This is a genomic window from Wolbachia endosymbiont (group B) of Athalia cordata (genome assembly GCF_947251845.1).
GTDB lineage: Bacteria > Pseudomonadota > Alphaproteobacteria > Rickettsiales > Anaplasmataceae > Wolbachia.
In genome coordinates, this window is sequence record NZ_OX366383.1 from 68,911 (window position 1) to 82,666 (window position 13,756).

At 33.8% G+C, this 13,756-nt stretch carries 15 protein-coding genes; 5 read left to right on the forward strand and 10 right to left on the reverse strand.

Annotation, left to right across the window (positions count from 1 at the left end):
- Positions 1 to 344: 344 nt before the first annotated feature.
- Positions 345 to 1,508, forward strand: coding sequence for a hypothetical protein (locus tag OPR30_RS00420; RefSeq protein ID WP_265030752.1), 1,164 nt, complete (start codon positions 345 to 347; stop codon positions 1,506 to 1,508).
- 24 nt (positions 1,509 to 1,532) lie between these two features.
- On the opposite strand, the gene thyX is transcribed toward OPR30_RS00420, so the two are convergent.
- The 5 genes from thyX to acpP form a co-directional block, all read right to left on the reverse strand.
- Positions 1,533 to 2,375 (reverse strand): FAD-dependent thymidylate synthase, encoded by an 843-nt coding sequence (thyX, locus tag OPR30_RS00425; protein ID WP_265030753.1) that lies wholly within the window; start codon positions 2,373 to 2,375, stop codon positions 1,533 to 1,535.
- A gap of 9 nt (positions 2,376 to 2,384) precedes the next feature.
- Entirely contained in the window at positions 2,385 to 3,662 is a 1,278-nt protein-coding gene (gene murA, locus OPR30_RS00430) for a UDP-N-acetylglucosamine 1-carboxyvinyltransferase (RefSeq protein WP_265030754.1), read from the reverse strand.
- A gap of 4 nt (positions 3,663 to 3,666) precedes the next feature.
- A complete protein-coding gene (locus tag OPR30_RS00435) occupies positions 3,667 to 3,804 on the reverse strand; it encodes a hypothetical protein (protein ID WP_265030755.1) in 138 nt (45 codons plus the stop codon).
- Between the two features lie 86 nt (positions 3,805 to 3,890).
- Positions 3,891 to 5,162 carry a beta-ketoacyl-ACP synthase II gene (gene fabF, locus OPR30_RS00440; protein WP_265030756.1) on the reverse strand — a complete coding sequence of 424 codons (1,272 nt, stop codon included), beginning with the start codon at positions 5,160 to 5,162 and terminating at the stop codon, positions 3,891 to 3,893.
- Between the two features lie 6 nt (positions 5,163 to 5,168).
- Positions 5,169 to 5,429 (reverse strand): acyl carrier protein, encoded by a 261-nt coding sequence (acpP, locus tag OPR30_RS00445; protein WP_264375139.1) that lies wholly within the window; start codon positions 5,427 to 5,429, stop codon positions 5,169 to 5,171.
- Between the two features lie 127 nt (positions 5,430 to 5,556).
- On the opposite strand from acpP, the gene OPR30_RS00450 reads away from it, so the two are divergent.
- Together OPR30_RS00450 and OPR30_RS00455 are read left to right on the forward strand one after the other, a co-directional pair.
- Entirely contained in the window at positions 5,557 to 6,339 is a 783-nt protein-coding gene (locus tag OPR30_RS00450) for a polyprenyl synthetase family protein (protein ID WP_264375138.1), read from the forward strand.
- Positions 6,332 to 7,201, forward strand: coding sequence for an FKBP-type peptidyl-prolyl cis-trans isomerase (locus OPR30_RS00455; protein WP_264375137.1), 870 nt, complete (start codon positions 6,332 to 6,334; stop codon positions 7,199 to 7,201). The genes OPR30_RS00450 and OPR30_RS00455 overlap by 8 nt, the downstream gene beginning before the upstream one ends.
- Before the next feature lie 72 nt (positions 7,202 to 7,273).
- Here the strand turns inward: OPR30_RS00455 and hslU are convergent, their stop codons facing one another.
- Positions 7,274 to 8,725: an ATP-dependent protease ATPase subunit HslU gene (hslU, locus tag OPR30_RS00460; RefSeq protein ID WP_264375136.1), complete on the reverse strand. Its 1,452-nt coding sequence runs from the start codon at positions 8,723 to 8,725 to the stop codon at positions 7,274 to 7,276.
- 1 nt (position 8,726) lies between these two features.
- Complete coding sequence (gene hslV, locus OPR30_RS00465; RefSeq protein ID WP_026092657.1) at positions 8,727 to 9,281, reverse strand: ATP-dependent protease subunit HslV; 555 nt, start codon at positions 9,279 to 9,281, stop codon at positions 8,727 to 8,729.
- An 82-nt stretch (positions 9,282 to 9,363) separates the two neighbouring features.
- Here hslV and gshA point away from each other — a divergent pair, with 82 nt between their 5' ends.
- The gene (gshA, locus tag OPR30_RS00470; protein ID WP_265030757.1) at positions 9,364 to 10,521 is read left to right on the forward strand and encodes a glutamate--cysteine ligase; all 1,158 of its coding nucleotides are present in this window, start codon (positions 9,364 to 9,366) and stop codon (positions 10,519 to 10,521) included.
- On the opposite strand, the gene OPR30_RS00475 is transcribed toward gshA, so the two are convergent.
- From OPR30_RS00475 to OPR30_RS00485, 3 genes are all read right to left on the reverse strand, one after another.
- Positions 10,509 to 11,372, reverse strand: coding sequence for a hypothetical protein (locus OPR30_RS00475; RefSeq protein ID WP_265030758.1), 864 nt, complete (start codon positions 11,370 to 11,372; stop codon positions 10,509 to 10,511). The genes gshA and OPR30_RS00475 overlap by 13 nt on opposite strands.
- A 61-nt stretch (positions 11,373 to 11,433) precedes the next feature.
- Complete coding sequence (gene hemH / locus OPR30_RS00480) at positions 11,434 to 12,387, reverse strand: ferrochelatase (RefSeq protein WP_007302167.1); 954 nt, start codon at positions 12,385 to 12,387, stop codon at positions 11,434 to 11,436.
- Complete coding sequence (locus tag OPR30_RS00485) at positions 12,384 to 13,145, reverse strand: hypothetical protein (protein WP_265030759.1); 762 nt, start codon at positions 13,143 to 13,145, stop codon at positions 12,384 to 12,386. The genes hemH and OPR30_RS00485 overlap by 4 nt, the downstream gene beginning before the upstream one ends.
- A gap of 105 nt (positions 13,146 to 13,250) precedes the next feature.
- Between OPR30_RS00485 and ndk the strand changes: the two genes are divergently transcribed.
- The gene (gene ndk / locus OPR30_RS00490; RefSeq protein WP_264377498.1) at positions 13,251 to 13,670 is read left to right on the forward strand and encodes a nucleoside-diphosphate kinase; all 420 of its coding nucleotides are present in this window, start codon (positions 13,251 to 13,253) and stop codon (positions 13,668 to 13,670) included.
- Positions 13,671 to 13,756: the final 86 nt, after the last annotated feature.

Sequence of the window (13,756 nt, forward strand, 5' to 3'; positions counted from 1 at the left end):
GCTATGAAACAAAGCCATCCCAGTGTCAGCTACTCTGATGACACCAAAGGGGCACTTGGATAGAGGCTACTTGAATAACACCATCATAAGGTGAAACTAGATTCCAGTGTCAAGCACTGGAATGACATAATCTGCTATGCAATTTACTTTCAAAAATAAACGTTCCAGAATTTCCTTCTGCTGTCATGACATCTCATTGAAGATCAAGATTTTGAATGATTTTAATGAGATGTTCTATAAAAGTGATGAGTTTGTATAATAAATATTATTATTAATATATTAATTGACTAATGGTATAAATTATTCTATTATTAAGATATATAGTTAATATCTTAATAAACAATATGCCAAAATATGTTAATCGCATTGCTCAATCTATTGTATTAAAAGTCTATACTGATAAAAAACATCCTAGAATTAGATTGTTTTTTAAAACTAAGAATGGAAAAATTGAACAAGCATTTTCAAAGGAAGAAATTGCGGATTTTTTAAATAAATTTGACACCATAAGGAAGCACAAAATGGCTATCAGCAAAAACATAGAACGTGGTATCATTAAAAACATAAAAAGTATACGTAAAGAAAATGGTAGATATGTGTATAAAGCACCAAGTTTATCAGCTGAAAGACAATATAATAAATTATTTGAAAGTGAGAAAGCTATTCAATTTGATTTGAATAATTGCATGTCAGATAGTATATCTAAAATTGTACAATTAAAAGATAGATTTGAAGAAGTTTTAAGTTTTGATCCCAAAGAAGGGTTATGTCACTCATTAAATTACCTTATTACTTTTATGAAATTAGAGAATAGGCAAGATTTTGTTCAATTCCTCGAGTCTGGTAATATTATATCTGAACAAGATTTTATGGACTATATTGATGGAAGAAAAGAACAAACGATTAAGTTATTAATGATGCAGTTTTTATCGCAATTCTTACCTATTATTGATGTTCAGGGCATTAAAAGGCGAGAAGGAGATCCATTTTATTATGATGAGATAATATATAAGCAATTATGTAACGATCTATCTTCAACAAAAGTATGGGTCTATACTAACCAAGAACAAATCAAACGTTTCTTAAATGATGTGAAGATAGGATGCTACTTAGAATTTAGTTATTTTTGCTATGCTTGTAATGAAGAAGATGTCATTGAGGATGAGGGGCATTCTATGTTGGTGTATAAAGCAGAGAATGATAAATACATATTTTTTGACCCTAATAAAGGAGCGGTTGGCTTTTGTCCTGATACAGGAGCTGCTAATTTTACATTAGAGGAAGTTTGTAGGGTAATGGAACTTGCTGTAAACCATTATTCATATGATATGTATGTTGAAAATTTTGCAGATTATTGCGAAGTTCATATTGGACTTAGAAATGCAACACTGATTTCAAAGAAAGCTGAAAAACTTTATGAAACAACAGAAAGAACAAATTCAAAAATAATTGATATATCGATTGATAAAGGTATGAATAAATTGTTGCTCACACCTGCAAGTCTGTGAAAGGACATAACTCGATCTTTTTGGCTATTTACCAAGTATAGACATCAGCTCATTCCATTCTCTTTTACCAATGCCACTTTCTTCTCTCGTAACATTTTCTCCTTTTATTAGCTTGCGAATTATTTCAAGACCAGTTTTTGAAATGCAGGATGATTTTAGCGAGTATTCAACAAAAGCATTATAGGCCAGCGGGACCCATTTCTTTACTATGTCCAACATAACTTCTGCATAGACTCTAATTTCATATTGGGCGTGCTGATCAGCTCTAAGCCTTAAAAAGTGAAAAAGGTTATGTAAATCTATTTTCCAATAAAACTGAGTATAGTAATTAAGTGTTAGATTAGTTCGGGCAATTTCCCTTGCAAGGCCCTGTTCAATAAATTTCTCATAATGAGAATATACTAAATTAGAATCATTTATTAGAGAATCTATTATTTCTTTTGAAGTACTTGAGTCAAAAGCTTCACCGCTGCCTTGTTTATTATTATCAGATTGTTTTGCAACCTGTTCTGGTATATAAAATTCATTATCAAGTATCGAATACCTTCCGGAATATTCATTCACATTTGCAGTTCTGTGTCTTATCCACTGTCTTGCAATAAAAATTGGAAGTTTCACGTGAAACTTAATTTCACACATTTCAAATGGAGTTGTATGATGATGTCTCATCAAGTATTTTATAAGCGCTTCATCTTGATTTATCTGTTTCGTTCCTTTTCCATAAGAAACGCGAGCAGCTTGAACTATGGCGCTATCAGAGCCCATATAATCAATTACTCGAACAAATCCATGATCTAACACCTTATGTTCTTCGTATAGAATTTTATCTATCTCTTTTACTGTAGTTCGCTTAGTTGTCTCATTCATAATATATTCTCAAGATGAAACAGAGATATCAGCTCCACATGAATTGAGTTTTTCGTGCATTGCCTCATATCCTCTCCATAAATGATGTGAGTTATTTATTGTAGTTTCTCCTTTAGCTACCAAAGAAGCGAGAATTAAAGCTGCTGTTGACCTTAAGTCATTAGCATGCAGATTAGCTCCAGATAGGCTCTTTGTTCCACTTATAGTAGCTTTACTTTTTTCGATGCTGATATTAGCGCCTAATTTTCTTAGCTCATTTGCATGTGCAAATCTACTTTCAAAAATGTTCTCTTCAATGATTGATATTCCATCTGCAATGCACATTGCAGACATTAGTTGTGGTTGCATATCACTGGGAAAGTTGGGATATGGATTTGTTGCAACGTGAGCAGATTTAATAGAGCCATTTTTTCTAGAAATAATAATACCATCATCATGTAACTCAACTCTGGCTCCTATAGTCTTCAATTCATTTGCAATACATTCTATATCAGACAAACTTACTCCTTCTAACTTTAGCTCGCCGTCGGTAATGATAGCAGCCAAAGCATAAGTACCGGCCTCTATGCGATCTGGTATTATTTTATGCTCACACCCATTTAATGCTTCAACACCTTCTATTGTGATTTTTGTATTATTAACTTCAATATTGGCACCCATAATCTTCAGAAACTCTATTAAATCAAGAACTTCCGGTTCGATTGCAGCATTGTTTATTATTGTTACTCCCTCTGCAAGTGTTGCTGCCATTATTATATTTTCTGTTGCACCAACACTTACTTTTTCAAATGTTATTTCTTTGCCTTGCAATTTCCCCTTTGTTGTTGCAGTTATATTACAGCTATCAATTTCAATTTTAGCTCCCATTGCTTCAAGTGCCTTAATATGAATGTCAACAGGACGTTTTCCAATATTACATCCACCAGGAAATACTGTTGAAACTCTACCAAATCTGCTGAGCATTGGACCTAGCATTAAAAAAGATGCTCGCAGTCTGCTTGCAATTTCATGTGATATTAAATAGTTATTGATATTGCTACAGTCAATTTCCAAAGTGTGATTTGCTTTATAGTCTTTATTGCATATAAAATTTACTTCTGCACCAAGACTCTTAAGCAGCTCAGACATCAAATGCACGTCAATTAAATCAGGTACGTTATGCAAAGTTATTGAAGAATTACTAAACAAGCTTGCCGCCATTATTGGCAAGACGGCATTCTTTGAACCATTAATCTTGATTTTTCCAATCAAGGGCTTATGGTTACTTCTTACTAATATTTTATGCATTTAATCAAGCGATAGAACTTATCAAGTAAGTATAATAGGTTAGCGGTAAAAGGCAAAATTTTGCTTTTTCTTCTTCTGTCATTCGAGTAGTTGACACTGGGATCCATTTCTTCATCATCATCAAAATGTTATATTTCAACATTACTTTTATGCTGACCAATTTAACTGGATTCTAGTTTCAGCTACTCGAATAACATTTTCGTAGTCGATTCAAAATAGCATAATTAACTACACCTTTCCAAAGATGAGAGACGCGTTGGTACCACCAAAACCAAATGAATTAGAAAGCGCATATTGAATTTTATGCTCTTGAGCTTTAAGTGGTACAAAATTTAAATCACACCCTTCTGAAGGTTTGTGTAGGTTTAAAGTTGGTGGAACAATTCCATTGTTTAATGCAAGGATACTAAATATTGCTTCAACACTTCCTGCGGCACCAAGTAAATGTCCTATAGAAGATTTAGTCGAGGAAACAGGTATTTTATAGGCATAGTCACCGAATAACTGCTTCATTGCTATTACTTCTATTTTATCTCCAAGCGGTGTCGATGTACCATGTGCATTGATATATCCAATTTGACTTGGGCTGATTTGTGCATTCTTTAAAGCAAGCTCCATTGCCTTAAATGCGCCTCTTCCTTCTGGATGAGGTGCTGTGATATGATGTGCATCTCCTGTTAGTCCATATCCAGTGAGTTCCGCATATATTTTTGCTTTTCTTTTTTTTGCATGTTCATACTCTTCCAGCACTAATATACCTGCTCCTTCGCCCATGACAAATCCATCACGTTCTTCATCCCATGGCCTTGAGGATTCTTCAGGATTATCATTGAATTTAGTTGATAACGCCTTCATCGATGCAAAACCTGCAATTCCAACTCTGCATAACGCACTTTCTGCTCCGCCTGCAATCATAATGTCAGCTTCACCGAGTTTTATAGCTCTTGCTGAGTTTACAATCGCATGCGCACCTGTTGCACATGCAGTTACCGCTGAGTCATTTGGACCTATAAATTCGTATTTAATAGAAATATGACCAGATATCAAATTTATTAGACTTGCAGGAACAAAAAATGGGCTAACACGTCTAGGCCCCTTCTCCTGCATGGTAATTACATTTTCCTGAATTGATGGAAGACCACCTATACCAGAACCAATAGCTACACCTATTCGCTCTTTATTAATATTTTTATTTTCCAAAACTAGTGAATCATCTACTGCCTGAATAGCTGCTGCAACGCCGTAGTGAATAAAGCGATCTGTTCTTTTTAGATCTTTCTCAGAAATATAATCTAATGGATTGAAATAGTTCTCAATATCATCAGATTGCATTGGAACTTGCCCTGCAACTCTGCAAGCAAGATCAGAAGAATCAAACCTATTTGTATTGATTGCTTTGATGCCAGATTTACCTTCTTTCAGCTTTGACCAGGTGTTATTAACATCTGCTGCTAGTGGAGTAATTAAGCCAACACCGGTAACTACTACTCTTCTGCTCATTCAACATCAATTGTTTGCTTTGTTTACTACATATTCAACTATCTGTTCCATAGTTTCCATTTTTTGTGCATCTTCATCAGGAATCTCTATACCAAATTCTTCTTCAGCTGCCATGATTATTTCAACTGCATCTAAACTATCTGTGCCATGGTCTGAAAGCTTTGAAGAACTACCAAATCTCTCTACATCCTTACTGATGTGCTCTAGTATAATCTTCTTTACTTTTTCTTCTATATCTTCCCTAGTGCTTTTTGCCAATTCGCTCATTTCTTACTAAAAAATAACCTATTCTCTGATGTTATAAGAAATTTTGATGTTTGCAATAGCTTTTATGATTATATAAACTATTAAAAACTTCCTATCTCTTAGCACTCGATAGTTAATAAATTTAAAAATGCTAGACGAAACAACAAAAAATTTGCTTGTTGTAGAAGTGAATAAGCTCTTACCTGAAAATAGCGAGAATAAATTTATATCAGCTATGCGTTATGTGCTTCTTGCTCCTGCAAAACATATACGTTCTTTTTTAGTTATAGCATCTTCGTCGATATTCAACATAAAGGTTGAAAAAGCAATAACAGCAGCAGCAGCAATTGAATTTATTCATGCTTACTCTCTAATTCACGATGATCTACCATGCATGGATAATAGTGACACTCGAAGAGGCCAGCTGAGCTGCCACAAAAAATTTGGTGAAGCAATAGCAGTACTGGCCGGAGATGCACTACTTACTTTGGCTTTTGAGGTATTATCTTCGTTAAATTGTGAGATCATCAAAGTGCTCTCTCAAGCGATAGGAGTTAGGGGAATGGTGGGAGGACAGATTTTGGATATAGATGCAGATTTGAATAAAATAAAGGAAATTCATTTGATGAAAACTGCAAAACTATTTGCAGCTTCATGCGAAATAGGGGCTATAATAGGCAATGCTACAACCAAGGAGCGGAGAGCGTTATATAACTATGGAATAAATCTGGGGCTTATTTTTCAAGCTAAGGATGATATTGAAGATTATGAGCAAGATAAAACAAACAATTTAATGTCCGTGCTTGGCAAAAATGAAATGGAAAACTATATAGATAGTCTCTTTAAACAGGCCTCAGATAATTTAAGTACGCTTTCAGGGAATACTAATGACTTATATGATTTATTGAATCAAGTAAAAAAAGATGGTTAAAAAAATTATATTACAAATATTTATCTTTCTAGTAATGGTTCTCACTTTAGCTTCTGTTTTTATAATCACTATTGTTTATATAAATAAAGATAAACCGGAAAAAGAGGACAAGCTTTACGAGATAAATGCCACACATGATGGTTTAACACAGACGATAGCACGTTATCTAGTAAAGCCCATACTTGAATCAGCACTTGATCGCTATATTGAAAAGCATGGGCTAGCAGAATATTTAGAAGAAATAACACAGCAAAAGGAAGAAGAGACGATAAAATTTTATGAAATTACTGAAGGCAGCGGCAGTAAGGCTTTCTGTGGCCAAGAAGTCCTGCTACAAATGTACAAAATATCCAACAATCTGGCAGCATTACCAAGTCAAGTCTCTGATATTACTCTGAGAATAGGTGAAAAAGAAGTGAGTTTAGGGGTAATAGGTATGAAAGAAGGTGGAGAGCGTGTAGTTACTATTGCCGCTGATGACAACAAAATGAGTTTTAACTCTTATTACATCAAACTGATTGAAGTAAAAGATAAATATCCTGATTCAGTAAATAACCTAATGATTTTTAATGACTTAATTAACAAAACTAGAAAACAAGTAAAGTGTGGTGATGAGATATCGGCTCAATATAGCATAAAGAGATATAATGGTGAGTATATAGTCAAAGATCAAACAGTGCAGTTTAAAGTTGGTGACAGAAAAATGCCGCTTGCTATAGAACTTGGAGTTGTGGGAATGAGAGCTGGTAATAAAAGAACAGTTCTTTCTCCACCTGATCTTTTAACTGATGTGTTAACAAAAGGCATAGATTGTGATATTGCAATAATTGATTTAAGCTTGAATTCTACTATTGAAAAATAGCTTAAAGAATTACGAAGTAAGAAAAAATAAAACTTCTTGAGTGCTATATATTACTTAAAGAAAAAGTTTCTTCTAAAGTATAAACTTAGATAAATCAAGCTGCTTTGAAATTGATTCAAGCTTATCTCTTACGTGCTTGCTATCTATAACAAATTTCTCATTATTTTTTTCAGAAGCGATAAAACTTATTTCATCTAAAAGCTTCTCCATGACAGTATGAAGTCTTCTTGCACCTATATTTTCTACTTCTCTATTAACTGTAAAAGCTATTTCAGCTATAGTTTCTATACCATCATCAGTAAACTCAAGTGTTACATTTTCCGTTTTCATTAAAGCTATGTACTGTTTTAACAAACTAGATTCTGGTTCCTTTAATATTTTTATTAAATCCTCTTGAGTAAGTGCCTTAAGTTCCACTCTAATTGGCAATCTACCCTGTAATTCTGGTAAAAGATCGGATGGTTTAGACAAATGAAAAGCACCAGATGCAATAAATAATATATAGTCTGTTTTTACGGTGCCATACTTAGTTGAAACAGTTGTTCCTTCAAGTAGTGGTAACAGATCACGTTGCACTCCTTCTCTGTTGACTTCACCTTTTATTTCTGTACGTGCTGCAATTTTATCTATTTCATCCAAAAACACTATACCTTCATTGCTAACAAGATCAATCGCTTCTTTGATTATCTTGTCTTCATCCATTAACCTTTCGCTTTCTTCATTAATCAATATTTCACGCGCTTCTTTCACTTTAACTGTAATAGTTTTTGTTTTTTTGTTCCCATTAAACATCTTACCCACTATTTCTGTTACGTTCATCACGCCAATTTGCCCACCTGGCATACCAGGTATATCAAAAGTGGGTAGCATACCCTTGCTCTCCCTGACGTTAATAGAAACTTCTCCATCTTCAAATTCCTTATTTCTCAGTCTTTCTCTGAAAACTTTTTTGCTTTCCTCGGTTGCATCTTCACCAACCATGGAGTTGACTATTATCTTTTCAGCCAAACCTAAAGCTTTTTTAGTTAAGGCTTTACGTGCTTTTTCCTTAACTAAAACTATTGCTGCGTCAACTAAATCACGTATTATCGAGTCAACATCACGTCCAACATATCCTATTTCAGTAAATTTCGTTGCTTCAACTTTTATAAAAGGTGCACCAGCAAGCTTTGCTAAACGGCGAGCTATTTCAGTTTTACCAACTCCCGTATGGCCTATCATGAGTATATTCTTAGGTATAATCTCTTCACGTAGTGGAAGTGGTACTTTATTTCGACGCCAACGATTTCTGAGTGCAATAGCAACAGCACGCTTTGCGTCATTCTGCCCGATTATAAATCTATCCAACTCTTTAACTATCTTCTGTGGTGGTAGATCATCTAATAAAGCTTGTGAGCTTTGGATGCTGCTACTTTCTGTACCTTCATTTTCATAGAGGCCGTTTTTTTTATTGCAGTCATCATTATTATCAGATTGACCTACTACAGGTTGACCAGAAGAATTGGTACACAAAGTTCTTGACATATTACTCCTTTATTTTTTCAATAATTAGATTATGGTTTGTATAAACACATATATCGGCAGCTATCTTCATAGCCTTTTTTGCAATCTCCTCTATTGATATTCCTTCAACGTCAATCAAAGCTTTTGCTGCAGATAAAGCAAAATTTCCTCCAGAGCCAATGGCTGCAATGCCATCTTCAGGTTCAAGAACATCACCCGTTCCTGTAATGACCAATGAAATGGACTTGTCTGCCACGATCATCATAGCTTCTAATTTTCTCAGATATTTATCCATTCTCCAGTCTTTTGCAAGTTCAACACATGCCCTCATTAACTGTCCTGGGTGCTTATCAAGTTTAGATTCTAGCCTTTCGAAGAGAGTAAATGCATCAGCTGTTGCTCCAGCAAAACCGGCAATTACGGAATCACCAGAAAGACGCCTAACTTTTTTTGCTCCAGATTTTATAACGGTATGGCCTAGCGAGACTTGCCCATCACCTATTACTACTACATTTTTGTCTCTTCTAATTGACAGTATAGTAGTACCATACATTTTACTGCTGTCATGATGAATCATTTTTTTGTTATTTTAATTCGTTATATTATATTAAGATTATAACTTATAATATAGTACTTTTCTTATAACATTTAAAGTGTAGATGCAAAACATAATTCATCCAAATCTGGAAAAAGATATAAATAATTGGTTCAAAACAAAATTTAATGGTTTTACATTACCATTTTATAGCTCCATAGATCTTAGGAATTCAGGCTACAAAATTGCTCCAGTAGACGCCAATTTATTTCCTGCAGGGTTTAATAACCTAAGTGAAGTATCAAAAGTGATAGCAGCAAAATTGATAAAAAGCTACTTCGAAACAAAACAATATAAAAAGGCCCTTATAATACCGGAGAATTACACACGAAATAAAATGTATATAGAAAATGTATTTGCCATAGAAAAGGTACTGCAACTCGCAGGTTTTGAAACTAGAATTGGCCTCTTTCATAATGAAACGTACAATTTAATAGAACAGTATGAAACTGTTGTGAAAGAAAACTCTTTGCTGAAGACAACTTCAGGATTTGTGCCTGATATTATTATACTGAACCGTGATATGACGAGCCACATTCCAGACACGCTAGAAAACGTAAAACAAGAGATAGTGCCAAGTCCATTATATGGCTGGCACAGTAGGCAGAAATTTCAATATTTTGAAATCTATCAAAAATTAGTGTCCGAATTTTGTGGCGAATTTAAAATGGACCCATGGCTTATTTCTGTGCTTACAGAAAGCTGTAATGGAGTTGACTTTAATGATGATTCATCACTAGGAGCAGTAGCGACTAAAGTTGACCAAATATTATCTCTAGTGCAAAAAAAATATGAGGAATATGAAATAAAAACACAACCTTACGTTTTTATCAAAGCAAGCAATGGCACATATGGAATGGGCATTATAACAGCAACAAGTGGAAAGGAAATATTAAATCTCAATAAAAAAAAGCGTCATAAAATGAAAAAGATAAAAGAAGGAATAGCAATCAATAGTGTTATTATACAAGAAGGTGTACCAACTATTGACATATTTAAAAGTAGTTCTGCAGAACCGCTAATATACTATATAGGAGATACTCCAACATGTTACTTATACCGATGTAATAGCAGGAAAGATGTATATTCTAGCTTGAATTCCACTGACTGTGAATTTTATGACATCAGCCAAGAAAATAAAACTTTGCCACTTTGGAATATTGTTAGCAAATTAGCAGTGCTAGCATTGGCAGTAGAAATTAAGTCTTTTCATCTCGAATAATTACTTTCTACAATGCTGCCATTATGCTGAATATGGTGAGCGTCATCAAATCCAGTAGAAGGATCAGTACCATTATTAGGTTGATTGACAAACTTATCGATGTTTGATACTAGATATGCTATACTTAGTATCAAACTGACCGTAACAGTTAAGTTGAAATTATAGATTATGCCACCACCCAAGTCTATCGGTATAGTTGCAATTTCCATTCTCTTTAATGTAAAGCTTAATAAGCCTAATGACAAAGTGAATGTGCTAAACATAACATTCTTCTTGCATTTAGCAAGCTCAGCTTCACATTTCGTAAGTTCGTCATCACCCTTTTTGTATTTTTTACATGCTTCTTGATATTTTTTATGCACTTCCTTATATTCTTCGCACTTATAATAACAGCTTACGAATTCTGAAAATAGAAACAGAACTGCTGATGTTAAGCTAATATAACTTATTATATCTTTATTGTTCCCAGCTAGGAAATGAATGATTTTTGTCTGCATCAATATTCCTATGACACAGTTTGCCAAGAAGGCTGAGCTACCCACAACCTGTATTGGTTTTTCAGGTTCATTTCCCCCTTTACCATTCTGAAGTTTTTTAGATTTATATCCAGCTAAATTGAGACCAAAGTGAAGAGCAAATATTATTGATGTTGGTAGTTTTATGAACTTAGAAATATCTAATATAGTACAAATATTGGATCTGTTGTTATCAATAAACTCGCAACAGAATTGCAATGAAATTTTACACAATATGCCTGTTAAACCTACTGCAATACAATACATCTTTCTAATATCATGATTGTGAGCATCATGTATACTTTCTATAAATGTATTTGGCTTACCTTTTGGCATAAGTAGATAATAAAATAATAACTTTTTAATATTATACTATAAAAATCTAAAAAGAAAAGTGCTATAAATCAGTACTTTGAGAGTGATCTAAACATAAATCGGCCAAGCACTTGATAAATAAGAGATCAGTACTGAGAGTTGGTACGCGAAAGTAATATCCGTCTTTGATAATTGCTTTATACTCTATATCAAGTTCAACCAGTGTTTCAGAATGCTCAGAAACAAAAGATATAGGTGATAAAACTACAGGTATATTATCGTCTTTTGCGCGTGATAGCTCACTTTCAGTGCTAGGCTCCAACCATTTTACAGGGCCAACCTTACTCTGATAACATATTCCCCAATCAAGATCTTCAATATTCAATTTTTTTACTATTAATTTTACTGTTTTTTCTATCTGTGAAGCGTAAGGGTCGCCTTTTTTAATGATACTAAGAGGTAAGCTATGAGCCGAGAATAGGACTCTTGGCTTACCGATTTTGCTAGCTAATTTATAATATTTAGACGTCAGATTAACATGAGCTTCAATAAAGTCTTCATTGTCATAATAATGGTGAATTGTTTTTGTGTTACATTCCAGTTTGGCATTTTTTTGCCAATTCTCGATGGATGATAGAGTTGTGGTGGTTGAATATTGCGGATATAGTGGTAACAGAATGATTTCGTCAGGGTCGAATTGCTTTACGCTTTTAACAACTTCATCAGCAAATGGATGCCAATAACGCATGCAGATGAATATCTTATATACATGGTTTCCATTTTCATTTAATTTTAGTTCTAAAGCATCAGCTTGTGCTTTCGTATTCTCCAAGATTGGCGATTTACCTCCAATGTGCTCGTATATTTCTTGTGCAGTACTTTCTCGCCTTTTGGAGATAAACTTTGCTAAAAGGAAGCGAAAAGGATTTGGTAGATTTATTATTCTTTTATCGTAAAAAAGATTAAATAAGAAAGGACGGACCGCACTTAGTGAATCAGGTCCGCCTAGGTTAAATAAGATTACTGCCTTCTTCACTGACAGCACCTTTCTTCAGGTTTGCCTATAAAATCAGCTACACACTCATCAAGTTTAGTTACAGGCACTAAATTTCTCACACTAGCATACAATAGATGGCCAGATCTCTTCACGTTACTCTGTGTAGATACAAAGTTTCTATCAAAAACCACATCAACACAAAAACTTGGCACTGCTTCAAAAAGTTCAACAGCAGCCAAAGATATCATTATGCAGCTTTGTAGAGCCTTCAGAAAAATCGTAAGGGGAAAAAGTAAAACCCTAACAAAGAGAGAGGGAGGACTTTCACTCATTAGTTGTCCTGGATTATGAGAATTATACTCAATATGCTGTCTGTTTTTATCAAAGATAGGAAATTTTATAATGTCTTTCTTAAATTCCTGCTCTATTTCTTTCTTGGTATGATTTTCATTATTAGTCATTTTTTTCAATAACTTTTCACGCAAGTGAAAGGTTCTTACAACAAAACATGTTGCAACCATCAGTGCAGCACATATAAGTGCGCACTCGATAAGGCTTATGTTGCCTACCATAGCTGGTAATACAAAGCAAAAAAACAGCGGTATGGCAATCATTTCACCAAATGGAACAACGTTCCTTTTCATCGCAAAAGCGGCACCTCCTTTTAATTTTGTATTATTGTGTAAGCTATACTCTAAATAACTTAAAAATGCCAAATTAAAGGTTAAAAAACCTTTTGTTCCGCAGAAAATTGATGATTTAAGATTATTCACTAGTTTCTTACGACAGTAAACCATAAACTACCCCTTGATGTTTTATTCTTGACTATAAATAAAAAATCTCTTTGATGGAACAAAAATTCACAATAAAGTAAATATACGATCTTAATATAAGGAAATAATATGGCAATTGAGAGAACACTTTCAATATTAAAACCTGATGCAGTAAAAAATAATATTACAGGCAGTATAAATTCTTACATTGAAAAATCTGGACTAAAAATTATAGCACAAAGAATGATGATGCTGACAAAAAAACAAGCAGAGCTGTTTTATGAAATTCATAAGGATAGGCCTTTTTTTGGAGAGTTGGTGGAATTTATGACTTCTGGGTCTGTGATAGTTCAAGTTTTAATCGGTGAAAATGCAGTCAGTAAATACAGACAAATCATGGGTGCTACAGATCCAAAACAGGCAGATAAAGGTACAATTAGGGGTGATTTTGCTAATGATATTAGTGAAAATAGAGTTCATGGTTCTGATAGTCTAGAGAACGCTCATAGAGAAATAGCTTTCTTTTTTGCTGAATGTGAATTGGTGTAGTTTTACTTTTTTACATATTAAATTTCTGAGTTTTATGTTGAACTGTATAATATTAGCCCAATTTTTAGTTTAAGCAATATTAAGGG

Bases quoted from the DNA above. Each gene is read 5' to 3' on its own strand.
- OPR30_RS00450 (WP_264375138.1), top strand. From the start codon at position 5,557: ATGCTAGACGAAACAACAAAAAATTTGCTTGTTGTAGAAGTGAATAAG.
- OPR30_RS00420 (WP_265030752.1), top strand. From the start codon at position 345: ATGCCAAAATATGTTAATCGCATTGCTCAATCTATTGTATTAAAAGTC.
- murA (WP_265030754.1), bottom strand. From the start codon at position 3,662: ATGCATAAAATATTAGTAAGAAGTAACCATAAGCCCTTGATTGGAAAA.
- acpP (WP_264375139.1), bottom strand. From the start codon at position 5,429: ATGAGCGAATTGGCAAAAAGCACTAGGGAAGATATAGAAGAAAAAGTA.
- OPR30_RS00455 (WP_264375137.1), top strand. From the start codon at position 6,332: ATGGTTAAAAAAATTATATTACAAATATTTATCTTTCTAGTAATGGTT.
- thyX (WP_265030753.1), bottom strand. From the start codon at position 2,375: ATGAATGAGACAACTAAGCGAACTACAGTAAAAGAGATAGATAAAATT.
- fabF (WP_265030756.1), bottom strand. From the start codon at position 5,162: ATGAGCAGAAGAGTAGTAGTTACCGGTGTTGGCTTAATTACTCCACTA.
- ndk (WP_264377498.1), top strand. From the start codon at position 13,251: ATGGCAATTGAGAGAACACTTTCAATATTAAAACCTGATGCAGTAAAA.
- hslU (WP_264375136.1), bottom strand. From the start codon at position 8,725: ATGTCAAGAACTTTGTGTACCAATTCTTCTGGTCAACCTGTAGTAGGT.
- OPR30_RS00475 (WP_265030758.1), bottom strand. From the start codon at position 11,372: ATGCCAAAAGGTAAGCCAAATACATTTATAGAAAGTATACATGATGCT.
- gshA (WP_265030757.1), top strand. From the start codon at position 9,364: ATGCAAAACATAATTCATCCAAATCTGGAAAAAGATATAAATAATTGG.
- OPR30_RS00435 (WP_265030755.1), bottom strand. From the start codon at position 3,804: ATGTTGAAATATAACATTTTGATGATGATGAAGAAATGGATCCCAGTG.
- OPR30_RS00485 (WP_265030759.1), bottom strand. From the start codon at position 13,145: ATGGTTTACTGTCGTAAGAAACTAGTGAATAATCTTAAATCATCAATT.
- hslV (WP_026092657.1), bottom strand. From the start codon at position 9,281: ATGATTCATCATGACAGCAGTAAAATGTATGGTACTACTATACTGTCA.